The sequence below is a fragment of the Pseudomonas lijiangensis genome, assembly GCF_018968705.1.
GTDB classification, from domain to species: domain Bacteria; phylum Pseudomonadota; class Gammaproteobacteria; order Pseudomonadales; family Pseudomonadaceae; genus Aquipseudomonas; species Aquipseudomonas lijiangensis.
Genome location: NZ_CP076668.1, coordinates 4,246,157 through 4,270,380, shown reverse-complemented (window position 1 = coordinate 4,270,380; position 24,224 = coordinate 4,246,157). Strand labels below are relative to the sequence as shown.

Annotated in this window: 23 protein-coding genes and 1 pseudogene; 11 read left to right on the top strand and 13 right to left on the bottom strand. The window is 57.6% G+C overall.

All coding sequences use genetic code 11. The features are described from left to right. Nucleotides 1-52 precede the first annotated feature (52 nt). On the top strand, nt 53-2,056 hold the full coding sequence (locus KQP88_RS17730; protein ID WP_216703776.1) for a polysaccharide biosynthesis protein: 2,004 nt from the start codon (nt 53-55) through the stop codon (nt 2,054-2,056). A 174-nt stretch (nt 2,057-2,230) separates the two neighbouring features. After that, a complete protein-coding gene (locus KQP88_RS17725) occupies nt 2,231-2,563 on the top strand; it encodes a ComEA family DNA-binding protein (RefSeq protein ID WP_216703775.1) in 333 nt (110 codons plus the stop codon). Nucleotides 2,564-2,651: 88 nt separating this feature from the next. Here KQP88_RS17725 and KQP88_RS17720 read toward each other — a convergent pair whose 3' ends face one another. Together KQP88_RS17720 and KQP88_RS17715 are read right to left on the bottom strand one after the other, a co-directional pair. Next, on the bottom strand, nt 2,652-3,218 hold the full coding sequence (locus tag KQP88_RS17720) for a TetR/AcrR family transcriptional regulator (RefSeq protein WP_216703774.1): 567 nt from the start codon (nt 3,216-3,218) through the stop codon (nt 2,652-2,654). Between the two features lie 224 nt (nt 3,219-3,442). Continuing rightward, on the bottom strand, nt 3,443-3,979 hold the full coding sequence (locus KQP88_RS17715) for an RNA polymerase factor sigma-70 (protein ID WP_200992607.1): 537 nt from the start codon (nt 3,977-3,979) through the stop codon (nt 3,443-3,445). A 255-nt stretch (nt 3,980-4,234) separates the two neighbouring features. Here KQP88_RS17715 and KQP88_RS17710 point away from each other — a divergent pair, with 255 nt between their 5' ends. Next, nucleotides 4,235-5,725: a DASS family sodium-coupled anion symporter gene (locus KQP88_RS17710; RefSeq protein WP_200992606.1), complete on the top strand. Its 1,491-nt coding sequence runs from the start codon at nt 4,235-4,237 to the stop codon at nt 5,723-5,725. A gap of 205 nt (nt 5,726-5,930) precedes the next feature. Next, nucleotides 5,931-7,208, top strand: coding sequence for an aromatic amino acid transport family protein (locus tag KQP88_RS17705; RefSeq protein WP_216703773.1), 1,278 nt, complete (start codon nt 5,931-5,933; stop codon nt 7,206-7,208). 81 nt (nt 7,209-7,289) lie between these two features. On the opposite strand, the gene KQP88_RS17700 is transcribed toward KQP88_RS17705, so the two are convergent. The 4 genes from KQP88_RS17700 to KQP88_RS17685 form a co-directional block, all read right to left on the bottom strand. Further along, a complete protein-coding gene (locus KQP88_RS17700) occupies nt 7,290-7,829 on the bottom strand; it encodes a PaaI family thioesterase (RefSeq protein WP_216703772.1) in 540 nt (179 codons plus the stop codon). Nucleotides 7,830-8,084: 255 nt separating this feature from the next. Then, a complete protein-coding gene (locus KQP88_RS17695; protein ID WP_025261276.1) occupies nt 8,085-8,291 on the bottom strand; it encodes a hypothetical protein in 207 nt (68 codons plus the stop codon). A gap of 110 nt (nt 8,292-8,401) precedes the next feature. After that, nucleotides 8,402-8,884 carry a GreA/GreB family elongation factor gene (locus tag KQP88_RS17690; protein WP_216703771.1) on the bottom strand — a complete coding sequence of 161 codons (483 nt, stop codon included), beginning with the start codon at nt 8,882-8,884 and terminating at the stop codon, nt 8,402-8,404. Nucleotides 8,885-8,887: 3 nt separating this feature from the next. Then, complete coding sequence (locus KQP88_RS17685; protein ID WP_025261274.1) at nt 8,888-9,274, bottom strand: hypothetical protein; 387 nt, start codon at nt 9,272-9,274, stop codon at nt 8,888-8,890. Between the two features lie 117 nt (nt 9,275-9,391). Here KQP88_RS17685 and earP point away from each other — a divergent pair, with 117 nt between their 5' ends. Next, nucleotides 9,392-10,525, top strand: coding sequence for an elongation factor P maturation arginine rhamnosyltransferase EarP (earP, locus tag KQP88_RS17680; protein ID WP_216703770.1), 1,134 nt, complete (start codon nt 9,392-9,394; stop codon nt 10,523-10,525). 99 nt (nt 10,526-10,624) lie between these two features. Next, nucleotides 10,625-11,194 carry an elongation factor P gene (locus tag KQP88_RS17675; protein ID WP_025261272.1) on the top strand — a complete coding sequence of 190 codons (570 nt, stop codon included), beginning with the start codon at nt 10,625-10,627 and terminating at the stop codon, nt 11,192-11,194. Nucleotides 11,195-11,261: 67 nt separating this feature from the next. On the opposite strand, the gene KQP88_RS17670 is transcribed toward KQP88_RS17675, so the two are convergent. The 3 genes from KQP88_RS17670 to KQP88_RS17660 form a co-directional block, all read right to left on the bottom strand. Then, nucleotides 11,262-12,281 (bottom strand): alpha/beta hydrolase, encoded by a 1,020-nt coding sequence (locus tag KQP88_RS17670; RefSeq protein ID WP_216703769.1) that lies wholly within the window; start codon nt 12,279-12,281, stop codon nt 11,262-11,264. A gap of 23 nt (nt 12,282-12,304) precedes the next feature. Then, complete coding sequence (locus tag KQP88_RS17665) at nt 12,305-12,724, bottom strand: organic hydroperoxide resistance protein (protein ID WP_025261270.1); 420 nt, start codon at nt 12,722-12,724, stop codon at nt 12,305-12,307. Nucleotides 12,725-12,967: 243 nt separating this feature from the next. After that, nucleotides 12,968-13,441 (bottom strand): MarR family winged helix-turn-helix transcriptional regulator, encoded by a 474-nt coding sequence (locus KQP88_RS17660; RefSeq protein WP_216703768.1) that lies wholly within the window; start codon nt 13,439-13,441, stop codon nt 12,968-12,970. Between the two features lie 192 nt (nt 13,442-13,633). Here KQP88_RS17660 and KQP88_RS17655 point away from each other — a divergent pair, with 192 nt between their 5' ends. Further along, entirely contained in the window at nt 13,634-14,380 is a 747-nt protein-coding gene (locus KQP88_RS17655) for a sulfite exporter TauE/SafE family protein (RefSeq protein WP_200992598.1), read from the top strand. A 65-nt stretch (nt 14,381-14,445) separates the two neighbouring features. Then, nucleotides 14,446-15,648, top strand: a complete 1,203-nt coding sequence (locus KQP88_RS17650) for a winged helix-turn-helix domain-containing protein (RefSeq protein ID WP_216703767.1) — start codon at nt 14,446-14,448, stop codon at nt 15,646-15,648. A 154-nt stretch (nt 15,649-15,802) separates the two neighbouring features. Here the strand turns inward: KQP88_RS17650 and KQP88_RS17645 are convergent, their stop codons facing one another. After that, the gene (locus KQP88_RS17645; RefSeq protein WP_216703766.1) at nt 15,803-17,149 is read right to left on the bottom strand and encodes a class II 3-deoxy-7-phosphoheptulonate synthase; all 1,347 of its coding nucleotides are present in this window, start codon (nt 17,147-17,149) and stop codon (nt 15,803-15,805) included. 161 nt (nt 17,150-17,310) lie between these two features. Here KQP88_RS17645 and KQP88_RS17640 point away from each other — a divergent pair, with 161 nt between their 5' ends. Together KQP88_RS17640 and KQP88_RS17635 are read left to right on the top strand one after the other, a co-directional pair. Beyond that, nucleotides 17,311-18,072, top strand: coding sequence for a spermidine synthase (locus KQP88_RS17640; protein ID WP_216703765.1), 762 nt, complete (start codon nt 17,311-17,313; stop codon nt 18,070-18,072). A 416-nt stretch (nt 18,073-18,488) separates the two neighbouring features. After that, nucleotides 18,489-20,193 (top strand): annotated as a pseudogene (locus tag KQP88_RS17635) (DEAD/DEAH box helicase). Nucleotides 20,194-20,265: 72 nt separating this feature from the next. Here KQP88_RS17635 and KQP88_RS17630 read toward each other — a convergent pair. The 3 genes from KQP88_RS17630 to KQP88_RS17620 all read right to left on the bottom strand — a co-directional run bounded on the left by KQP88_RS17630 (nt 20,266) and on the right by KQP88_RS17620 (nt 23,543). Beyond that, on the bottom strand, nt 20,266-21,033 hold the full coding sequence (locus KQP88_RS17630; protein WP_216703764.1) for a DODA-type extradiol aromatic ring-opening family dioxygenase: 768 nt from the start codon (nt 21,031-21,033) through the stop codon (nt 20,266-20,268). A gap of 170 nt (nt 21,034-21,203) precedes the next feature. Continuing rightward, entirely contained in the window at nt 21,204-22,091 is an 888-nt protein-coding gene (gene htpX / locus KQP88_RS17625) for a protease HtpX (RefSeq protein WP_216703763.1), read from the bottom strand. A gap of 240 nt (nt 22,092-22,331) precedes the next feature. Continuing rightward, nucleotides 22,332-23,543: a pyridoxal phosphate-dependent aminotransferase gene (locus KQP88_RS17620; protein WP_216703762.1), complete on the bottom strand. Its 1,212-nt coding sequence runs from the start codon at nt 23,541-23,543 to the stop codon at nt 22,332-22,334. 191 nt (nt 23,544-23,734) lie between these two features. Between KQP88_RS17620 and msrB the strand changes: the two genes are divergently transcribed. After that, a complete protein-coding gene (gene msrB, locus KQP88_RS17615) occupies nt 23,735-24,130 on the top strand; it encodes a peptide-methionine (R)-S-oxide reductase MsrB (RefSeq protein ID WP_216703761.1) in 396 nt (131 codons plus the stop codon). Nucleotides 24,131-24,224 lie beyond the last annotated feature (94 nt).

Genomic DNA, 24,224 nt, shown 5'->3' with positions numbered 1-24,224 from the left:
TGCTTCGAATATCAGGTGTAACGTTCCGTAGAGATCAAGGGGTAGCAAGGGCATGAACAGATTGCGAACTTTCCTGCTGGCACTGCCGCGGCGAAAAAAGCGAATAGTTCAGGTTGTTGCCGACCTCTTGCTGGTCTGGTTCGCACTGTGGATGGCATTTGTCGTTCGCCTGGGGGTTGAAGACCTGATAAACCCTCTGGAGAAGCACACCTGGCTTTTCATCAGCGCCCCGATCGTTGCCATCCCGTTGTTTATCCGCTTCGGGATGTACCGCGCTGTCATGCGCTACTTCGGCAACGATGCGCTGATCGCAATCATCAAGGCCGTCACACTCTCCGCGCTCATTCTTGGCTGCGTGGTCTATCTGTACAGTAACCATCAGCACGTGGTTCCCCGCTCCGTCATGTTCAACTATTGGTGGTTGAGCATGGTCATGATCGGAGGCCTGCGTCTGGCAATGCGCCAATACTTTCTGGGTGACTGGTTCGTGGCCGGGCAGCACATACCTTTCAGCAATCGCGACGATGGCCTGCCCAAGGTTGCGATCTATGGCGCGGGCGCTGCCGGCAATCAACTGGTAGCCGCCTTGCGAATGAGCAGGCTGATGCGCCCCGTTGCTTTTATCGACGATGACAAGTCGATCTCCAATCGAGTGATTTTCGGGTTGCAGGTCTACACACCCAAACATATTCAGCAGATGATCGAGGTCACCGGCGCCCAGGAAATCCTGTTGGCGATTCCGTCCGTATCGCGCGGGCGTCGCCGGGAAATCCTCGGGTTTCTGGAAGGCTTTCCTCTGCATGTGCGAAGCGTTCCGGGCTTCATGGACCTGGCCGCGGGGCGGGTCAAGGTCGATGATCTGCAAGAGGTCGACATTGCGGATCTGCTGGGGCGCGACTCCGTTCCCGCCAGGGAAAACCTGCTGGAACACTGCATCAAGGGTCAGACTGTTCTGGTGACAGGGGCCGGTGGTTCGATAGGTTCAGAGCTGTGCCGACAGATACTGGAACTGGGGCCCGTCAAGCTGCTGTTGCTCGATCACAGTGAGTTCAATCTCTATTCAATCCTCAGCGAGCTTGAGCAGCGTGCGACGCGAGAGTCTCTGCGGGTCAAGTTGCTGCCTATCCTCGGCTCCGTGCGTAATCATCCGAAGCTGCTGGATATCATGAAAACCTGGAAGGTCGACACGGTCTATCACGCAGCCGCCTACAAGCATGTGCCCATGGTCGAGCACAACATTGCAGAGGGCATCGCCAATAACGTCATCGGCACGCTCAACACCGCTCAGGCGGCTTTGCAGGCAGGGGTTTCCAATTTCGTCCTGATTTCCACCGACAAGGCTGTCAGGCCCACCAATATCATGGGGAGTACCAAGCGCCTCGCCGAGCTGATCCTGCAGGCCCTGAGCCGCGAAACCGCGCCAGTGATCCTGGGCGATGTCGCCAATGTCCATCAGGTCAACAAGACTCGTTTCATCATGGTCCGCTTTGGCAATGTGCTGGGTTCTTCAGGGTCGGTGATTCCGTTGTTCCACAAGCAGATCAAGTCAGGCGGGCCGCTGACAGTGACCCATCCGAAGATCACCCGTTACTTCATGACCATCCCCGAGGCGGCTCAACTGGTTATTCAGGCGGGCTCCATGGGGCAGGGCGGGGATGTCTTTGTCCTGGACATGGGCGAGCCTGTAAGGATTGTCGAGCTGGCTGAAAAGATGATTCATCTGTCAGGACTGAGCATTCGTTCGGAGAAAAACCCTCAAGGTGATATTTCCATCGAGTTCACCGGGCTGCGTCCGGGTGAAAAGCTTTACGAGGAATTGCTTATCGGTGAAAACGTGGTTGCCACCGAGCATCCGATGATCATGAGTGCCAACGAAGATTATCTGCAATGGGATGTGCTCAAGGGGCGACTGAGGGCGTTGCTTGAGGCGGTGGATAAAGATGATTACAGCACTGTTCGCCAATTGCTGCGTGAAACAGTCAGTGGTTACAGCCCGGAAGGTGAAATTGTTGACTGGATATATCAGGAACGTCGTCGTGAACCTGACTTTAACTAAGCGGTTTTTCTAATATTCAGAATATAAGTTGTCTTTATTAAAGTGTTTCATGATTTTAGAGTTGAAGTGTGAAACAAGTAGAAACTTTCTGCTTTATTGACATCGATAACGAGTGGTTTAGATTGCGAGGGCAGTATTTGGAATGCTGCCTTTGAAATTTATGGAGCGTTATCTATGCGAACTGATCTTTTCTCCACGTTACTCTTTGCCTTGCTTACCAGTTTCTCGGTTGCCGTTACGGCTGCACCGACTGGCCAGGTGATGACTGACAACATGGCCCCTCATTCTGTTGCCAAGGAGCAGAAGAGCGATACGGTCAATATCAATCAGGCCGATGCAGAAACGTTGCAGAAAGCACTTGCCGGTATTGGCAAGAATAAAGCCATGGCAATAGTTGCCTATCGGGAAACCAACGGGGCATTCGCATCCGTTGAAGAATTGATCGAAGTGAAAGGTATTGGCAAGGCGATTCTGGACAAGAATCGTGACAAGTTGACGGTCGAATGATACAGCCTTGAAAGTTCGGTCCGATACCGGACTTTCATCCTCTGCACGGGAATCTTCTCGTGCAGGTTCAAAGCCTGTGGGCCTGCCATCAACGAAGTTCTTTTATTCCCTGTTTGAGTCTGGCGTTGGCGGTGCTGAGAATCTGCTCCGACAATTCGCTGCTCTGGGTGCTGCGTGCCAGGATCAGAGCGCCAACCAGTGTCGAAATCATGCTGATGCTTCTTTCCTGAGTGTTTTCCCCTGGCAATGTCTGGGCAAAGGCTGACGTCAGGTGAAGGATGATTTCATCGGTGATCGGGCTGGGTTTACCTGCCTGCCCAAGTTCTGCACAAATGTTTGGCAGGGGGCAGCCTGATTCGGGGGTGTCGCGGTGTTCAGTCGAGAGGTACAGATCGATGAGGCCGGACATCGGGTCTTCCATGGCGAAGAACTTGCCGATTGTTTCTTTCGCCTCTTGCGCAGCGCAGAGCAGCGCCTGCTCTACCAGGTCATCCTTGGATTTGAAGTGGGCATAGAAGCCGCCATGAGTCAGTCCCAGCGCTTTCATCAAGGGTTGCAGGCCTGTGGCACCAATACCGTCACGGCGAAACCGCGCAGACGCTTCCTTGATGATGCGCTCATGGGTTTGGGCTTTGTGATCCAGGGCATAACGCATGCGGTGAGCCTCCCGACTATGGCTCGTAAATTGTTACTGCGTATTTTCACATGGATAGGTTAATCGATGCAGTGATGATTTCTTAAATCGCATTTACAGTATCCGGGTCTTAGACACATTCGGTAATGCAAGTTCAAGACGGGTTCATGCTACGTCTTTTTGCGCAAGGTAGAACCTGCCGATCGGCATACTACGAAAGGATGATACCGCTCGTCAGAGGAGCGTCACGAGGAGGGAGTGTGTGGGTCCTGGCGTGAGACCTTGCGGCAATGGATCAGTGCATCGCGAATCATGAAGTTGACCAGCGTCGGCGACACTCCCAGTTCCTGGGCGATCTCTTTTTGCGGTACGCCGTGCAGACGGTACATCTCGAATGCGTAGCGGGTGCGGCTGGGCAACTGAGCCAAGGCGTCTGCGATGTGCTCCAGGGTGACAAAATTGATGTGTGAGGTTTCGGGGGATGCACCGTGCACGACCACATTCAGCCCCTCTTCTTCGCTGCCCGAGTACTTTTGCTCCAGCGCCTGCTTGCGATAGTGATCAATGGCCAGGTTGCGCACGATCTGAAACAGGTAGCTGAGCTGGGCCTTGATCGACGAAGAGATTTCAGGGGCTGACTGCAGGCGGAAGAACGCATCCTGCACGACATCTTCTGCGCGGGAGGTGCAGCCGGTGATGCGAGTGGCAACTTTGACCAGGATCGTACGGTTATCGACGAAGGCCTGGAGCAGGGGGGTATCACAGGTTAGTCGTTCCGGCATGTAAATCACCTGGCAGCAATGAGGTTGCAGGGAAGCCCCGACATATCGCGCAACAAATTAGTGTGGATGATAATCATTGTCAATTGTAAGTGGTAACTAATTTCAGACATCTGACATTCGTGGTTTTCTCTGGCCATCTGATTGCGGCTTGACCGATATCAAGGGCATGAGGCCGGTCCGTGTCCAGAATGGCCGTGACCGTAGCGCTTGCTTGCACGAGCGTGCATTTCGATGGAATGAGACACAGGAATCAGCATGAACCTGTCTGCAGAGACGCCTGAAACACCGACGGGCAAGGTGAAAATTCCCATGGGCCTGCTGATCGGTGTATTGGTCATGGTCGGCGTGCTGTTTTTGCCTATGCCCGCTGACTTGCCGGTTGCGGGCCACCGGATGCTGGCGATTCTGGCTTTTGCCGTTGTGGTGTGGATTACCGAGGCTGTTTCCTACGAAGCCAGCGCAATCATGATCACTTCGCTGATTGCGTTTCTGATTGGCTCGGCGCCTACCTTGCAAGACCCTTCGGTGCTGTATGGGTCATCGACCGCCATCACGATGGCCCTGAGCGGGTTTTCCAATTCGGCACTGGCGCTGGTCACCGGGGCGCTCTTCCTGGCTGCTGCCATGACCCACACCGGGCTGGACCGACGCATTGCGCTGGTCACCCTGTCGCGCATCGGCACCAGCACTCGCCGGATCATGATCGGCGCCATTGCCGTCACCATCCTGCTCAGTCTCGTGGTGCCCAGTGCCACGGCGCGCAGCGCGTGTGTCGTGCCCATCATGATGGGCGTGATTGCGGCATTTGGCGTCGACAAGCGTTCGAATATCGCTGTGGCGATCATGATCATCGTTGCTCAGGGCACCAGTGTCTGGAACATCGGTATACAGACGGCAGCGGCACAGAATCTCCTGACCGCAGGCTTCATGGACAAGATGCTCGGTGAGCGGGTGTCCTGGATCGACTGGCTGATCGCCGGTGCGCCCTGGGCGTTGATCATGTCGGGCGTTCTGATTCTGTTGGTCCTCAAGCTGCTGCCGCCTGAAAGCGACAGCATTCCCGGAGGCAAGGAAGCGGTTGCACAATCGTTGGCCGACATAGGCCCGATGACTGGAGCCCAGAAGCGACTGCTGAGTGTTTCCGTAATGTTGCTGCTGTTCTGGTCGACCGAGGGCAAGCTGCACAGTTTCGATACCACCTCCACCACCTACGCGGGTCTGGTGATTCTGCTCCTGCCGCGTTGGGGCGTCATGACCTGGAAGGATGTGCAGTCCCGCATTCCCTGGGGAACCGTAATCGTGTTCGGCGTCGGTATCAGTCTGGGGACTGCCTTGCTGACGACCCAGGCCGGTCAGTGGCTGGGAGGCCAGGTGGTGAGCAGAACCGGCCTCGACCAACTCGGCTCCCTGGGGATTTTCGCCATTCTGGGCGCTTTCCTGATTCTGATTCATCTGGGGTTTGCCAGCGCAACGGCCTTGACCTCGGCCTTGCTGCCGATCCTGATCGCGGTGTTGCAGACCCTGCCTGGAGACTTCAACCGGCTGGGCATGACCATGCTGCTGGGGTTTGTGGTCAGTTACGGTTTTATCCTGCCCATCAATGCGCCGCAGAACATGGTCTGCCTGGGGACGGAAACTTTCGATGCGCGGCAATTCGCGAAGGTGGGCATCCCGATGACTCTGATTGGCTATGCACTGATGCTGCTGTTCGGCATGACCTACTGGAAGTGGCTGGGCTGGATGTAGTGCGGTACATATCCGGGACAGCACGGGGCCGTCTCGAAAATCTTTGTGGATTTGCCCGTGACTATTGAGCGTTCGGTCTGATAACTCTTTGATTTCTCTCCGTGATCACTGACAATCGCGCCCCCTGTTTCGGGAGGGGCCTTTGACTGCCAAGTTGCGACACGTCCCTCCCGATTTGAATAACCGGCCACGGAGACCAGACCGGATGAATGATCAGGCCAACGGCGTCGTAGAACGCCTGGATACAGAACACGCGAGCGTAGCTGCGTGGAGTCGTCACGATACAACCTGGATGCTGGGACTGTTTGGTACCGCGATCGGTGCTGGCACTCTGTTTCTGCCGATCAACGCAGGCATTGGTGGCTTCTGGCCTCTGCTGGTACTGGCATTGCTGGCTTTCCCCATGACGTTTTATGCGCACCGTGGCCTGACTCGTTTCGTCTTGTCCGGGCGCGACGGGGCCGATATCACCGAAGTGGTCGAGCAGCATTTCGGCAAGAGCGCCGGGGCAATGATCACGCTGCTGTACTTCTTCGCGATCTTCCCGATCCTGCTGATCTACAGCGTGGCCTTGACCAATACGGTCACCAGTTTTCTCGAACACCAGCTGCATGTACCGGCTCCGCCGCGAGCGCTGCTGGCCTTCGTATTGATTCTGGGCCTGCTGCTGGTGGTGCGTTGTGGCGAGCGACTGATCGTCAAGGCCATGAGCCTGATGGTGTATCCGTTCATCGTGGCGCTGCTGTTCCTGTCGGTGTACCTGGTTCCGCACTGGACCGGCGGCATCCTGAGCACGGCAACCACTTTGCCTGAGCCATCGACGTTCCTGCCTGTCGTGTGGCTGGCGATTCCGGTGATGGTGTTCTCCTTCAACCACACAGCGATCATCTCGGCCTTTGCCGTGGATCAGAAGCGCCTGTACGGCAAGAATGCAGATGTACGCAGCTCACAGATCCTGGCCCGTGCTCACGGTCTGATGGTGGTGATGGTGCTGTTCTTCGTGTTCAGTTGCGTGCTGACCCTGTCGCCGACACAACTGGCTGAAGCCAAGGCGCAGAACATTTCGATCCTGTCTTACCTGGCTAATCACTTCAGCAACCCGACCATTGCTTTTGTCGCGCCGCTGATCGCTTTCGTGGCCATCGCCAAATCCTTCCTGGGTCACTACATCGGTGCCAGTGAAGGCCTGAAAGGTCTGATCGTGAAAACCGGTCGTCGTCCGGCGCCTCGCACTCTGGACCGCATGACCGCCGGTTTCATGCTGGTGGTGTGCTGGCTGGTGGCGACACTCAACCCAAGCATCTTGGGCATGATCGAAACCTTGGGCGGTCCGATCATCTCGGCGTTGCTGTTCCTGATGCCGATGTATGCGATTCGCAAGGTTCCTGCCATGCGTCAGTACTCGGGCAAGCTGTCCAACGTGTTTGTGGTGATGGCCGGTATCGTAGCGATTACCGCGCTGGTCTACTCGTTGATGCAGTAAGCAATCGATCTTCCACAGAGTCTGTCCTGACTCTGTGGAAGGCTTCCCTTCTTTGTACCAATCCTCTCTAGTAAGTCGAACCTAGCGGTTCATGTCCAGAATCATGCAGGTCGTGCTGGCGGTCGCGTACAAGCGGTCATCCACGTCATACAGGCGTCCTTCGGCCAGTGCCGTCGAACGTCCCAGATGAATGACCTTGCCTTCGGCCCGCACGGGTCCGACCTTGTCGCTCAGCGCGCGAACATAGCTGACCCGCAAATCGAGGGTGGTATAACCCTGGCCCTTCTTGAGCCGGGTATGGATTGCGCAGCCCATGCATGAGTCCAGCAGGGTCGCGGCATATCCGCCATGCACAGTGCCAAGCGGATTGTAGTGTCGGCTGTCGGGTGTGCCTTGAAAGATGAACAGCCCGGGCAGCCACTGCAACGGGATGAAGTCCATCAGATCACCAATCGGCGGGGATGGAAATTCGCCTCGACCGATACCTTCCAGAAAATCGACAGGCTCCAGTGCGGCTACTTCGGCAAGGCTTGTAGTGCCCGCCGGGCCAAGGCGCGCCCGCATGTACCTTTCTTCCTCATGCCACAAGGCAAGTTTTTCATCACGCGAGAGGTTTTGCATGGCGCTTTACTCCTGGACGACACTGGGATTGTCAAAAATATTATTGGCATAATATTTATTGATTGTGATCGTAATGTAAAGTGCGCAAAAGGATGGCGCCTGCCTGGGTAAAGGCAGCAGGAGACAGAGCAGGAGGAGGGCGCTGTAACGCACGCGTGCAGAAGGTCGCTATCGGGGCCTCACGGAAAATGAATGCCCCAAATGCGCAGTGCAGTGCTGCCTGATGTCAGGCAGTGTCATGGACGGGCTGGCGGTTTAGTCCACCGGCTCCGGATACAGAGGTTTGGACAGGTGCATGATGCTCGCGTAGTCATACACATACTGGCGTCCTGCATGGCTGGTCGAACGCAATTGATCGATCAACAGCCTCTCTTTCTTGTTCAAATACCTCAACGCCGGTTCTTCGCTGGACTTCAGGCGATCACGTTCATGGGCGTCAGGAAAGGCGACGACGTTCGTCATGAAATATCTCCTTGATTGAGTCCTTGCTTGCTGCGATGTAGTCCCTGAGTAACAACGGTTTACATTACCCACAAAAACTCTGGGCGGGAACCCTGAAAATGATGGGCGTGTCACACAGCCTGAGTGACCTCGAAGGATTGTCGGTTGCCATTGATGATGATTTCGACACTGTCGCCTTCGAATTTGCCCAGCAGATTCTGCCCCAGAGGCGCACGAGCGGTGATCACGGTAATCGGCTGATTGTCTGAATTGACCTTCAGGCCGGCCGCATCCGGACCGATGAACAGGTATTGCTCCTGGCCATTCAAGGCTTCAAGGGCAACCAGATCCCCCGTCTGAATGCCGCGTGCTTCATCGAATGGCTTGAGTGCCCAGCTCTGGTAAAGCGCCAGTGACTGGCGTATCTCCTCGACACGGCGCGCCTGGCCCGCTGCCAGATATGAGGCTTCCAGACCCAATGTGTCGTATTTGTTCTCTGCGATGTTTTCTTCGTGGGTTGCGGTTTCATAAGCGGTCTGCGCGGCACGCAGAGCGATATCCAGATCGATTTTCAATCTGTCGATAATCTGTTGCAGGATATCTGCCTTGTTCATGAGTTATCCGCAGTATTGATTGATGCCCGCACGGCTTTTTTCGCTGGGGGCCGTGCGGTCCTGCTGCATCCAGAAGTCGCATTTCGAGCGGCTGAAGTTTTTCTGCTGCTGTTCCTGAGCCTGTTCGCGGGCCTGACGGGCTTCGCTTTCACGCAGGCTCTGCTCGTACTTCTGGAACATGGTATTTTCCGGCTCGACCTGTGGCGCAGCGGGTGCCCGCAACTGGGCCGCGGCCTTTTCCAGTACCTGTGTCTGTGCCGGGGGCAGGTTCTTGTAGAACACAAAACCTGTCAGAACCACGGCCATCGCTCCCAGCCAGATGCCCAGCGCGATGCAGAGAATCAGTTTCAGGGAAACATACAGTTCGCGGCGATTCGGATAGGACGGCATGGCTCTGGACTCCAGGCGTGGGCGACAGTGGCAATTGTGCCATGGCTGGCGCTGGTGGAAACCTGTTGTTCTGAAGGACAATCAGCGTTTTTCAAAATCCAGCCTCAGGGAGCCGGGATGAAAGCCTCTTGGGACATTTTCTGTAGCGTCGTCGACAACTATGGTGACGTCGGCGTGACCTGGCGCCTGGCCCGGCAACTGGTGGCCGAGCATGATCTGAATGTACGTCTGTGGATCGATGACCTGTCGGCGTTCGTTCGCCTCTATCCCCAGGCCAGTACCGAAGCGGCGCAGCAGTGGCATGAGGGCGTGAACGTCTGCCACTGGCCTGAATGCTGGGTAGCCACTGATGTGGCAGATGTGGTGATCGAGGCCTTCGCCTGCCGTCTGCCGACTGCTTACACCGAAGCGATGTTGCCGCGCTCGCCACGGCCTGTGTGGCTGAACCTGGACTATCTCAGCGCCGAAGAGTGGGTCACCGGCTGTCACGGCCTGCCTTCTTTGCAGTCCAGTGGTTTGAAGAAATTCTTTTTCTTTCCCGGATTTCGCGAGACGACCGGCGGCCTGCTGCGAGAGCACGCGCTGATCGAACAGCGTCAGGCTTTTCAGCAAGACAAGTCAGCGCAGCAAGGATTTCTGCAGCAACTGGGTATCGTGCCTTGTGCCGGTGCTCGCCTGATCTCGGTGTTCGCCTACGAGAACCCCGGTATTGGCAGTTGGCTCGAAGTGTTGGCCAGGGATGAGCGGCCGACTCATTTGCTGGTGCCTGAAGGTCGCGTGCTGGGCGACATTCAGCGCTGGCTTGGAACCGATGCCTTGCAGGCGGGCGCCTTGCAAAAGCGTGGCGCCCTCAGCATTCAGGTCCTGCCGTTCGTCAGGCAGCAGGACTATGACCGGTTGCTCTGGTGCTGTGATTTCAATGTCGTGCGGGGCGAGGATTCCTTCGTGCGGGCCCAATGGGCCGGGCGTCCGATGTTGTGGCACATCTATCAGCAGGAAGGCGATGCCCATCTGCCCAAGCTCGATGCCTTTCTGGAACTCTATCTTGCCGGGCTTTCGCCTGATGCCGGGCAGGCACTGAATGAGCTGTGGCAGGGCTGGAATGCCGGTCGTGATCTCGCTGCAAGCTGGCAGGCGCTGGGCACTCACTGGCCCGAGCTCGAAAAACATGCCGGGCGCTGGTGTCTGGAACAGGCCTCGCAAACCGATCTTGCAGCGGCGCTGGTACAGTTTTGTCGAAATTCGCTATGATACGCGGCCTTGATATCAGGCTCTGTACGAAAAGTGCCTGCGCAGGCTATTTCTCGTACAGAGCCTTTGGCTATTTCAATCCAAATTCGGATATATGCAATGAAAACTGGTAAAGAGCTGAAACCCGGTACCGTGATCCGTATCGACAACGATCCTTGGCTGGTTCAGAAGGCCGAGTTCACCAAGTCCGGTCGTAACAGCGCGATCATGAAGACCAAGCTGAAGAACCTGCTGACCGGTTACAAGACTGAAACCGTATACAGCGCCGACGACAAGCTGGACGACGTGATCCTGGATCGCAAGGAAGCCACCCTGTCTTTCATCAGCGGTGACTCCTACACGTTCATGGACACCACTGACTACACCATGTACGAACTGAACGCCGAAGACATCGAAGCCGTTCTGCCATTCGTCGAAGAAGGCATGACCGACGTCTGCGAAGCCGTGTTCTTCGAAGAGCGCCTGGTTTCCGTAGAGCTGCCGACCACCATCGTTCGTCAGATCGACTACACCGAAGGTTCGGCTCGTGGCGACACTTCGGGCAAGGTCATGAAGCCTGCCAAACTGAAAAACGGTACCGAGCTGAGCGTTGCTGACTTCATCGAAATCGGCGACATGATCGAGATCGACACCCGTGACGGCGGTTCCTACAAAGGCCGTGCCAAATAAGCATGGTTTTGTAACCCCCGATACGCAAAAAACCCGCAGCGATGCGGGTTTTTTGTGTCTGCCGGTTTTACTTCAGATGCGTTTTCAGCTCCTGAGATGCCTGCAGCATCGCTGAGCGGACAGCAGGAACCTGGCTGACCACATTGAGCAGGCCGTAGTCGTGGATCATGCCGTTGTAACGCACTGCCGTGACCGCCACTCCTGCCTGATCCAGCTTGCGGGCATAAGCTTCACCCTCGTCGCGTAGCACGTCTGCACTTGCCGTTTGCACCAGTGCTGGCGGCAGACCTTTCAACTGATCGATGGAGGCACGCAGCGGCGAGGCATAGATCTCGTTACGTTGTGCGGCATCGGTGGTGTAGTTGTCCCAGAACCACTTCATCATGTTGCGGGTCAGGAAGTGTCCTTCGGCGTACTGCTCATAGGAAGCCGTATCGAAGTTCGCATCCGTGACAGGCCACAGCAGCACCTGATATCTGAGCGCCGGAGTGCCTTTGTCCTTGGCCATCAGGGCAACTACTGCCGCCATGTTGCCGCCGACACTGTTACCCGCAACGGCCAGGCGTTTGCCATCGACATTGATTTCCTTGCCATGCTCGGCGACCCACTTTGTCGCCGCATAAGCCTGGTTGATCGCAGTCGGATAATGCGCCTCCGGCGATGGCGTGTAGTTGACGAACACGGCCACAGCTCCCGACCCCTCTACCAGGTCACGAACCAGGCGTTCGTGGGTCGGGAAATCCCCCAGTACCCAGCCGCCACCATGGAAGAACATGAAGACCGGCAAGGTCCCCTTCACACCGGCAGGGCGCACGATGTTCAGGCTGATGGACTGGCCGTCCACCTTGATGGTTTTCTCGCTGACCTCGGCCTTGGGCAGTGTCAGCTTGACCCCGGCTTGAGCGCCGACCAGTACCGCACGGGCATCCTTGGGCGACAACTGCTCGATTGGCTTGCCGGTGCCCGAGTTCAGGGCATCCAGAAAGCGTTGGGTGTTGTGCTCGATGTCCGTACTGCCTGAGGCAAAGGCGCTGCCAACGGACAGGGCCAGAAGAGTACCGGTCAAGACTTTGCTGAGGGTTTTCATGTTCGACTCCTGTACCGGTGGGTTTAGACAGTTACATGCAGACGCACGTCGACATTGCCGCGGGTGGCGTTGGAGTAAGGGCAGACCTGGTGAGCAGCATCGACCAGTTGTTGGGCATCGGCTTGTTCCAGACCTGGCAGGCTGATGTGCAAGTCAATGTCCAGACCGAAGCCGCCCGGAATCTGACCAATGCCGACATGGGCAGTGATCGAGGCGTCAGCCGGAATGCTGCGTTTGCTCTGGCCAGCGACGAATTTCAGGGCGCCGATGAAGCAGGCCGAGTAACCGGCAGCAAACAGTTGCTCGGGGTTGGTGGCTTCGCCGCCTGCACCACCGAGTTCTTTGGGGGTCGCCAGTTTGACGTCGAGGATCTTGTCGCTGGAAACGGCACGACCGTCACGGCCACCGGTAGCAGTTGCAACAGCAGTGTAGAGAGTGTTCATGGCATTGCCTCGCAGGTTGGTTGATTGTTCGCAATAATCTTGTGCGCTAACTAAGTGGTTGTAAATTTATAGCGCAAATATTTAGCGCGCAAGTTAATTTTTGGGAATCTGAAATGCTTGGCCCTGAAGAAACTCTCGTGCGGAGTTTTTTCAGCTACTTAAATCCATTTAAAACAATGGCTTGAAGGGGGGGTTACCGTTCGTCGGCAGAGTGCCGCAGTGCATGAGCGGCTTGCCGTCAGCCTACAGGCTGTCCTGCAGATGGGTGCGAAGGTCCAGCAACGCGCGCTGCAGCACGCGCAGCTTGTCCAGCGTCAGGCCACTTGAGGAGAGGATGCAGCCAGGAACATCTCTGGCTTTTTGCTGAAGGGCACGGCCTTGCTCTGTCAGGTGCAGCAGGACCACGCGTTCGTCTTCCTTGCTGCGGGTGCGGCTGATGAAGCCTTCGGCTTCCAGACGTTTGAGCAGTGGCGTCAATGAGCCGGGATCGGTCAGCAGGCGTGTGCTGACATCGCCGACGGTCAAACCGTCTTTCTCCCACAGCACCATCATGGCCAGATACTGCGGGTAGGTGAGTCCCAGCGCCTGGAGCAAGGGTTTGTAGACCTTGGTCATCATCAGCGAAGTGGAATAGAGCGCGAAACACAGTTGGTTATCCAGCAGCAACGAGTCGCAATCGGCAGAAGCCTCGGGGTCAAGGCGGTCTTCGGCATTCATGGGCGATCCTCGTGAGTGGTGGCGTTCATCTAATTTAGTGTCGTGATCTTTAATGCGCCAGATAAATCCGGGCGTTCACGGGTACAGGATACGAGTCGTTGAGGGACCATGCACGATATGTTGCTACTGGCCGTATGCCTGCGGGTCAAGACTGCGTAGCATTCACCCTCGTGGGCTGACTGGGGACGTGGTGTGATTGAAGTTGTGATGTTTGTGTTGATGGGTGCCGCAATGGGTACCCTGGGTGGACTCTTCGGGATTGGTGGTGGTCTGGTCGCGATCCCGGCACTGGGGGTGCTGTTCGGTCTCGATCAGCAACTGGCGCAGGGGACTGCACTGCTGATGGTGTTGCCCAATGTCCTGCTGGCCTTGTGGCGTTATAACCAGCGTAACCGTGTGTTGCTGCGCAATGCGTTGATGCTCATTGTTCCCAGCTTCTTTCTGGCATGGCTCACGTCCTTGCTGGCGGTCAGGGTCGATCCACAGCACATGCGTCTCGGGTTTGTGATTTTCCTGATCCTGCTGACGATTTTCAACCTCGCCCAGATGTTCTCGCGAAAGAGCCAGGCCAGTACGCAACTGCGTCACGTCAACTGGCTATGGCTGCTGGGTGTAGGCTCTGGCGTCACGGGCGGGTTATTCGGGGTTGGCGGTGGAGTGGTTGCCACGCCTATCCTTACCAGCGTGTTCGGTGCGACTCAGGTGGTTGCCCAAGGGCTGGCACTGACTCTGGCGGTGCCGAGTACGGCGATTACCTTGTTCACCTATGCGCTGCATGATCATGTGAACTGGTCCATGGGAATTCCTCTCGCGATTGGTGGCCTGGCCAGCGTGAGTTGGGGCGTAAGGCTTGCGCATTCTATGCCCGAGCGCCTTCTGCGTTACCTGTTCTGCCTGTTCCTGGTGTTCTGTGCCGTGATCCTGATGTTCAAGCTCTAACGCTGGAATCGCTGACAGAGCGTTGCATTATCGGCTAGCGTTGCAGACTCGCTCGGGAGTATCGAATGTCTGCAGAACTGTCCCTCAAGCAAGCACGTCGTCTGACACTGGCCGCTCAGGGTTTCACGGGACGCCAGCCGCCAGCCATCATCAAGGCCAACCACGTCACGCAGTTGATCCGACGGCTCGGCGTGTTGCAGATCGATTCGGTCAATGCCCTCGTGCGTTCTCACTACCTGCCGCTGTATTCACGGCTGGGAAATTATTCGCAGACGCTGCTGGATCAGGCTGCCTGGAGTCAGGGGCGGTATCGCACGTTATTCGAATATTGGGGGCACGAGGCTTCTTTGCTGCCCATCGAGTTTTATCCGCTGATGCGCTGGCGCATGCGGCGGGCAGCCCAAGGCGAGGGTATTTATCAGCAACTGGCGCGTTTTGGTCGTGAGCAGCAGCCGGTTATCGAGCGCGTCTTGCAGGCCGTTCGTGAGCGAGGCGCCCTGGGTGCTGGCAGCCTGGCTTCTCGGCAGGAGCGTGCAGGTCCCTGGTGGGACTGGAGTGCCGAAAAGCTTGCGCTGGAGTGGTTGTTTGCTGCCGGGGAGGTAACGGTGGCCGGGCGTCGTGGTTTCGAGCGTTTGTATGATCTGCCGGAGCGCGTGCTTCCCGCAGCAATCCTCGATCATCCGGAAATCGATGAAGCCCAGGCACAGCGTAGCCTGTTGCTGCATGCGGTGAAGGCCTTGGGTGTCGGTACGGAAAAGGACTTGCGAGATTACTTCCGACAGGACCCGTTACCCAGTCGTGTTGCCCTGGCTGAACTGGTCGAGGCGGGCGCGCTGCAACGGGTTCGGGTCGAGGGCTGGAAACAGCCTGCATTCTGTCTGCCGGATATCCCCGTGCCGCGCAAGGTATCAGCCAGCGCGCTGCTGTCGCCGTTCGACTCCCTGATCTGGGAGCGTGCGCGCACAGAGCGGCTGTTCGACTTCCGCTATCGCCTGGAGATCTACACCCCGCAGCACAAGCGGGTCTACGGCTATTACGTCTTGCCGTTCCTGCACAACGAGCGTATTGCCGCACGTGTCGACCTTCGCTCCGAGCGGGCGACCGGTTGCCTGGCAGTGCATGCTGTGCATGAAGAGGAGCGCGGGCTGGACGAGGAGGGCAGGCAGGCTCTTATCCAGAACCTGCGCCAACTGGCCGACTGGTTGGGGCTTCCAGACATACGGATTGTGGGAGCGAATTCATTCGCGAATATCGGCCTTCACGAATGAATTCGCTTTCATCAAATATAACGCAACATCATGAATTGCAAGGTTAATGGAGCGCGCTTGCCCTGAGCGGCACTCCGACGACCGAGTGCGAAGCGCTCGCAAATTTACGACTGCTGCGCAGCCGGTCGCGGGCAAGCGCGCTCCTACCGGTTTTTCAGCGTTTCACTTGTTTCAACGTCTCGGCAATCAGGAACGCCAGCTCCAGCGACTGATCGGCATTCATCCGTGGGTCGCAGTGGGTGTGGTAACGATCCGACAACCCGTCTTCGGTAATCGGACGTGCGCCGCCGATGCATTCGGTGACGTTTTGGCCGGTCATTTCGATATGGATACCGCCTGCGTAAGTACCTTCGGCCTGATGCACCTGGAAGAACTGTTTCACTTCCCCAAGGATCTGCGCAAAGTCACGGGTCTTGTAGCCGCTGCTGGCCTTGATGGTATTGCCATGCATCGGGTCGGAACTCCACAGCACCTTGCGGCCTTCCCGCTCCACTGCCCGGATCAGTTGTGGCAAGTGCTCGCCGACCTTGTTCGCGCCCATGCGGGCGATGAGGTTCAGGCGGCCCGGGTCGTTGTCCGGGTTGAGGATGTCGATCAGGCGAATAAGGTCATCGGTGTTCATGCTCGGGCCGACCTTGACCCCGATCGGGTTATTGACCCCGCGCAGGAACTCCACGTGGGCGCCGTCCAGTTGCCGGGTGCGGTCGCCGATCCACAGCATGTGGGCCGAGCAGTCGTAGTAGTCGTTGGTCAGGCTGTCGCGGCGCACGAAGGCTTCTTCGTAGTTCAGCAGCAAGGCTTCGTGGGCGGTGAAGAAGCTCGTTTCACGTAGCTGTGGCGAGCTGTCCATGCCGCAGGCGCGCATGAATGCCAGGGTTTCGTCGATGCGGTCAGCCAGTTGGCTGTACTTCTGCGCCAGTGCCGAGTTGGCGATGAAATCCAGGTTCCACTGATGAACCTGATGCAGATCGGCAAAACCGCCCTGAGCGAAGGCTCGCAGCAGGTTCAGTGTGGCCGTGGACTGGTGATACGCCTGCAGAAGGCGCTCCGGGTCCGGCACACGGCTTTTTTCGTCGAAGCCGATGGCGTTGACGATATCGCCACGATAGGCCGGTAAGGTCACGCCATCGATGGTTTCATCGTTGGAGGAGCGCGGCTTGGCGAATTGTCCGGCCATGCGCCCGACCTTGACCACCGGGCAGCCAGCGGCAAAGGTCATCACAACGGCCATTTGCAACAGCACTTTGAAGGTGTCGCGGATCTTCGCCGCCGAAAACTCCATGAAGCTTTCAGCGCAGTCGCCGCCTTGCAGCAGGAAGGCACGGCCTTGGGAGGCTTCGGCAAACTGGCGACGCAGGTCACGGGCTTCACCGGCAAACACCAGTGGCGGATAGCTGGCCAGGCGTTGTTCGACTTCTGCCAGATGCGCAGCGTCAGGGTAGAAGGGTTGTTGCTGAATAGGTAATGCCCGCCAGCTGTCGGGGCTCCAGGGTTGGCTCATTATTGGCTCTTGGGGATGTGCAATCGAATCCGCATGGTAACAGTTCATTGTCGAGCTGCGAGCGAGCGGGGGACGAGCTGGCTCGATAGTTGTGACAAATGCTCTCGCTTGGCTGACAATTCGCCCTTTGCGCTCGGCGCGATGGCCAACCGGGAAAGGTGATGACTGAAGAGCGTGAGCGCGAAGAACGGATTCTTGCCGAAGTCCATGATGAGTTCGGGATGATTCGCGTCCTGGAGGTGGATGATTATCGCTTCCTCGAATTTGGCGATGCCATCGAACAGAGTTGTACCTTCACGGCTGACCCCAGCTGGCTTGAGTACGACTACACCCGGGCCATGCTGATCGGTGCCTTGTGCCATGAAGCGCCCGAGAGCGCACTGTTTCTCGGATTGGGCGCCGGTACGCTGACTCAGGCCTGCATGAAGTTTCTGCCTCTGGAGGACGTGGAAGTCATCGAGCTGCGCCCGGATGTTCCGCGTCTGGCAATCGAGTACATGGGGCTCGATGACGATCCGCGTCTTTATATACGCATCGGCGATGCCCTCGAACTGCTCGACACCGCCGAAACGGCCGACCTGATCTTTGTCGACCTCTATACCGATGTCGGGCCGGGGGCCGGGCATCTGGCGTGGAGTTTTCTCCAGGGCTGCCAGCAGCGCCTCAACCCTGGCGGCTGGCTGATCATCAACCAGTGGGCCACCGATGACGGCAAGCCTCTGGGTGCTGCGTTGCTGCGCGGGCTTTATCACCGGCATTACTGGGAGCTGCCGGTGAAGGAGGGCAATGTCATCCTCATTGTCCCGGACGATCTGGAACAGACCCTGAATGTCGAGTCGCTGACCTCGCGCGCCGAGGTGCTTGCGCCGCAACTGGGGTACTCCTTACTGCCTTTGATCAGGGATATTCGTTCGGCGACCTGAAGGGCGAAAAGAGGAGGGCGGCGAGACGTTGGAGTGAGACATTTCGCCGCACCGTGCAGGCCGCAACCATATTCATATGCATGAAAGAGTGAAACGTTTAAGTGATTACCCCCGCAATACCGGGCTCTCAAGGCATTGCGGCCGGTTTGTCCGCGTGCGAGATGCCTGCAAACTCCGTTTCAACCGCCAATATTTTGTAAAAAAACCCTCACTTTCAACCGCAATTCCGGTATAGTGCGCGCCGGCCTTAAGAGGCCCTCGTCAGGTATTGCAGTTACCCGAAGCCTGCTTCGGTAGCTTGTCCGCATTGCGGACTATTCTTGACGATCCATTCATCAATACGTTTTCGCAAATCCCCGCCGACAAAGCAGCCAGGGTGACCTCAAGGTCGTACACGGCACGCGCAGCTTTGAAGCATGGGTCTTTGCGGATGCACCTAGAGGCAGACCCATGACCCAGGAAATCGGCGGCTTCGCCGCTCTCGACCTTCATCCGAGTATTGTTGCAGCCGTCATCGCGACCGGCTACGAAGAGCCTTCGGCCATTCAGCAGCAATCCATCCCGATTATTCTTGCCGGCCACGACATGATCGGCCAGGCGCAGACCGGTACCGGTAAAACCGCCGCGTTCGCCCTGCCAATCCTGCATCGTATCGATCCGAGCAAGCGTGAGCCGCAAGCCCTGATTCTCGCTCCAACCCGCGAGCTGGCACTGCAGGTTGCCACCGCGTTTGAAACCTACGCCAAGCAGATGCCAGGCGTTACCGTCGTTGCCGTCTACGGTGGCGCACCCATGGGCCCACAGCTCAAGGCCATCCGCAATGGCGCACAGATCGTTGTCGCCACCCCGGGTCGTCTGTGCGATCACCTGCGCCGTGACGAAAAAGTCCTGGCTACCGTGAACCACCTGGTTCTCGACGAAGCGGACGAAATGCTCAAGCTGGGCTTCATGGATGACCTGGAAGTCATCTTCAAGGCCATGCCGGAAAGCCGTCAGACCGTTCTGTTCTCGGCTACCCTGCCGCAGTCGATCCGTGCCATCGCCGAACGCCATCTGCGCGATCCGAAGCACGTCAAGATCCAGACCAAGACCCAGACCGTTACCGCGATCGAGCAGGCTCACCTGCTGGTTCACGCTGACCAGAAAACCTCTGCCGTACTGAGCCTGCTGGAAGTCGAGGATTTCGACGCCCTGATCATGTTCGTACGTACCAAGCAGGCGACCCTGGATCTGGCAAGCGCCCTGGAAGCCAAAGGCTACAAGGCTGCTGCACTGAACGGCGATATCGCCCAGAACCAGCGTGAGCGCGTCATCGACTCCCTCAAGGATGGCCGTCTGGACATCGTTGTGGCGACCGACGTTGCTGCCCGTGGTCTCGACGTTCCGCGCATCACTCACGTGTTCAACGTTGACATGCCTTACGATCCTGAGTCCTACGTTCACCGTATCGGCCGTACTGGCCGTGCCGGTCGCGAAGGTCGTGCACTGCTGCTGGTGACTCCACGTGAGCGCCGCATGCTGCAAGTGATCGAGCGTGTAACTGGTCAGAAAGTCGTGGAAGTCCGCCTGCCGGATTCCCAGGCCGTCCTGGATGCCCGCATCAAGAAACTGACCAACAGCCTGTCGCCGCTGGTTGCCGATGCAGAAGCGAGCCATGGCGATCTGCTCGATCGTCTGACTGCCGATATCGGCTGCACGCCGCGTGCCCTGGCTGCGGCCCTGCTGCGCAAGGCCACCAATGGTCAGGCTCTGACCTTGTCTGCCATCGAGCGTGAGCGTCCACTGGTTCCGAACAACGCTCCGCGTGCTGATCGTGGCGAGCGTAGCGATCGCGGTGACCGTCCTGAGCGCGAGCGTCGTGCTCCGATGCCACTGGCCGAAGGTCGTGCTCGTTGCCGTACCGCGCTGGGTGCGCGTGATGGTATCGCTGCGAAGAACCTGCTGGGTGCAATCCTCAACGAAGGCGGCCTGGCCCGCGAAGCAATCGGCCGTATCCAGGTTCGTGACAGCTTCAGCCTGGTCGAACTGCCGGAAGATGGCCTTGAGCGTCTGCTGACCAAGCTCAAGGACACCCGCGTTGCTGGCAAGCAGTTGAAGCTGCGTCGCTATCGCGAAGACTGATCGACTCTTGAGTTGATCGTCAGATAAAAAAATCCCCGACTGGTTCGGGGATTTTTTTTGCTCGGGATTTGCTCAGTCGAAGCGGTAGATATCCATGCCCAGTGCGCCCATGGTGAAGCCCTGATAGGCAATGCTGAATCTGCCGCCAGCTCCGCGGGCGAAATACAGAGGCAACAGGTGCTCATCGCTCGGATGGTTACGCACGGCGTGGGGTGCCAGGGTCCGGTAATTGTGCAGTGCCGACTCGTCGTTGCTTTCCAGTCGTTCGATCATCCAGTCACGAAATGCTTTCGCCCAGGGCTCGATGCTTTCAGGGCCGGCATTCCAGTCCAGTTCCCGCAGGTTATGGGTAATGCTGCCGGAGCCTATGATCAGCACACCCTGTTCGCGCAGGCTGGCGATTGCCTGGCCGACGCGAGTCTGCAAGGCCGGGCCCTGACGGCTTGGCAGGGAAACCTGCACCACCGGGATATCGGCTTGGGGGTACATCAACGACAGCGGTACCCAAACGCCGTGGTCAAAAGGGCGTCGGCTGTCTGTGCGGGCGGGCAATCCGTTTGCGGCCAGCAGTTCGACCACTTCGGCGGTCAGCGTCGGCAAACCCCTTGCAGGATATTGGACGGCGAACAGAGCGGCCGGGAAGCCGCCGAAGTCATGCCAGGTTTCCGGTTGCGGGTTGCCGTTGACGATCAGCTCGGTGCTTTCCCAATGGGCTGAAACAATCACGATGGCCTTGGGAGCAGGCATTTCTCTCGCCAGCCGTGCCAGCGCCGGACCGCTTTCGCCGGGTTCCAGCGCGAGCATGGGAGAGCCGTGGGAGATGAACAGGCTGGGAAACATGGTGAGGTCCTGAGTGTCTGGGATGCGCTTATCTTGGGGCAGGGCATTGATCGGAATCCAATATAAGTTCTTAGGTATTCTGATCGAAATTCCTGAAGCGTTGCCGGGGCATCAATCAGGCAGGCACAAAAAAGGGCGACTCGCGTCGCCCTTCCGGTTACAGCCCTGGATCAACCGCGACGGCGCAGCGCCTCGATACGCTCTTCCAGTGGCGGGTGGCTCATGAACAGGCCAGCCAGACCGTGCTTGAGGCCGCCGTTGATGCCGAATGCGCTCAGGGTGCTCGGCATATTGACCGGTACGCCCTGTTCGGAGCGCAGGCGTTGCAGTGCGCCAATCATTGCGCTGGTGCCGGCCAGTCGGGCGCCCGCTTCGTCAGCCCGGTATTCGCGTTTGCGCGAGAACCACATCACGATAGCGCTGGCCAGGAAGCCCAGGACCAGTTCAGCGAAGATCGTGGTGATGTAGTAGGCGATACCTTGACCGTTTTCAGTCTTGAAGATCACCTTGTCGACGAAGTTGCCGATGATCCGTGCAAAGAACATGACGAAGGTGTTCACCACGCCCTGTACCAGTGCCAGTGTCACCATGTCGCCATTGGCGACGTGACCGATTTCGTGGGCCAGTACTGCCTTGACTTCGTCGGGCGAGAAGCGCTCCAGCAAACCCTGGCTCACCGCAACCAGAGCGTCGTTCTTGCTCCAGCCCGTGGCGAAGGCGTTGGCCTCGTAGGCCGGGAAAATACCGACTTCCGGCATTTTGATACCGGCTTCCCTGGACAGTTGCTCCACGGTCTGCAGCAACCATTGCTCATGGCGAGTGCGAGGCTGGGTAATGATCTGCGTGCCGGTGCTCATTTTTGCCGACCACTTGGAGATGAGCAGCGAGAACAGCGAGCCGGCGAAACCGAACACGGCGCAGAAGACCAGCAGCTGATTGAGGTTGAGATCAACCCCATTGGCCGCCATGAACCCATTGAAGCCAAAAAGGCTCAAGGTAATGCTGGCAATCAGCACGACCGCAAGGTTAGTGGCCAAAAACAGCAAAATGCGCATCATGGTCGAAACGTTCTCCTGGGGAATAAATGCAACGTGATGCCGGGTATATAAGGTGATGCCCGCTGCTATTCAACAGAGGGACTATTTCAAACTGTGTCCTCTTGTCGTATTCGATGTTAATCCTCCCAACCTGAACGGCACCTGAGCCATGGCTGTGGGCGTCTTGAGGGGGATGCGAGAAGGCGGGGAGGTATTGCAGGAACTGCCCCGAATCGGGTCGGGGCAGTGGACTCTTTGGGTTTACTGCTTGTAGCCTTTGACGAAGTTGCCGATGCGTCCGATGGCCTGTTCCAGGTCGTCGACACGCGGCAATGTCACCACGCGGAAGTGGTCAGGCCACGGCCAGTTGAATGCGGTGCCTTGCACAACGAGCAGCTTTTCCGAAAGCAGCAGGTCGAGGGCGAACTTCTCGTCGTTGTGGATCGGGCAGATCTTGGGGTCGATACGCGGGAAGGCGTACAGCGCGCCCATGGGTTTGACGCAGCTGACGCCTGGAATGTCGTTGAGCAGTTCCCAGGTACGGTTGCGTTGCTCCAGCAGGCGACCCTGAGGCAGAACCAGGTCGTTGATGCTCTGGTAGCCGCCCAGTGCGGTCTGGATGGCGTGCTGGCTGGGTACGTTGGCGCACAGGCGCATGTTGGCCAGGATGTCGATGCCTTCGATGTAGCTCTGGGCATTGTGCTTGGGACCGGAAATGGCGACCCAGCCGGAACGGAAGCCCGCAACGCGGTAGGACTTGGACAGGCCGTTGAAGGTCAGGCACAGCAGGTCTGGCGCAAGGGAAGCGGTGCTGATGTGCACGGCTTCGTCGTAGAGGATCTTGTCGTAGATCTCGTCCGAGAACACTACCAGATTGTGCTGGCGGGCCAGTTCCAGCATGCCCAGCAGCACTTCCTTGGAATACACGGCGCCGGTGGGGTTGTTCGGGTTGATGATCACCATGGCCTTGGTGTTCGGCGTGATCTTGGCCTTGATGTCCTGCAGGTCAGGCCACCAGTTGGCCTGCTCGTCGCACAGGTAATGCACCGGGTTGCCGCCTGCCAGGCTGACAGCGGCAGTCCACAGCGGATAGTCCGGAGCCGGGATCAGGACTTCGTCGCCGTTGTTGAGCAGCGCCTGCATCGACATCACGATCAGTTCGGAGACGCCGTTGCCCAGATAGATGTCTTCGATGCCGATGCCGTCGACCTGCTTCTGCTGGTAGTACTGCATCACGGCCTTGCGGGCGCTGAACAGGCCCTTGGAGTCGCTGTAGCCCTGAGCGGTCGGCAGGTTGCGGATCACGTCCTGCAGGATTTCGTCCGGCGCCTCGAAACCAAACGGTGCCGGGTTGCCGATATTCAGCTTGAGGATGCGATGGCCTTCCTCTTCCAGGCGTTTGGCGTGCTTGAGCACTGGCCCGCGAATGTCATAGCAGACGTTTGCGAGCTTGTTCGATTTGCTGAACTGCATGTGATTGATCCCGAAAATGGACGAGTTGTTGCTGGCTTGCAACGAAGGTCGCTGGACATGACCCGATGAAAATGGGTTTGTATGCGACAAACGCGGGTGACAGACTGACATCTGATGAGGCGCAATCATACGTGCCACCCGATCCGTGGAAAAGACACAGATCGGGCTTTTTCGGATTCGGAGGTGTACCTGTGGACAAGTTGCACAAAACGCTCGAAGAGTGGAAGCAAATGCTCGATCCAGAGCAGTACAACGTCTGTCGCCTGAAAGCGACCGAACGCCCCTTTACCGGCAAGTACAACGGCACGAAGACTGAAGGTGTCTATCATTGTGTGTGCTGTAACGAAGCGCTGTTCGATTCCACCACCAAGTTCGATTCCGGCTGTGGCTGGCCGAGTTTCTACGCGCCGATAGAAGGCGGTGCGGTGGTCGAAGTGCGGGACATCAGCCACGGGATGATTCGCACCGAAGTGGTGTGCGCCAAGTGCGACGCCCATTTGGGGCATGTATTTCCCGATGGTCCGCCACCTACCGGCCTGCGTTACTGCATCAATTCGGTGTGTCTGGATCTGGTGCCACGGGTTTAACCGTCACTGGCGTGGTCTGGCTTATTGGCCTCTATCAACAGAGGAAATTGAATGCGCAGGCCATTCAATTGCACGCTAGGGTCTGTTGCTGTTT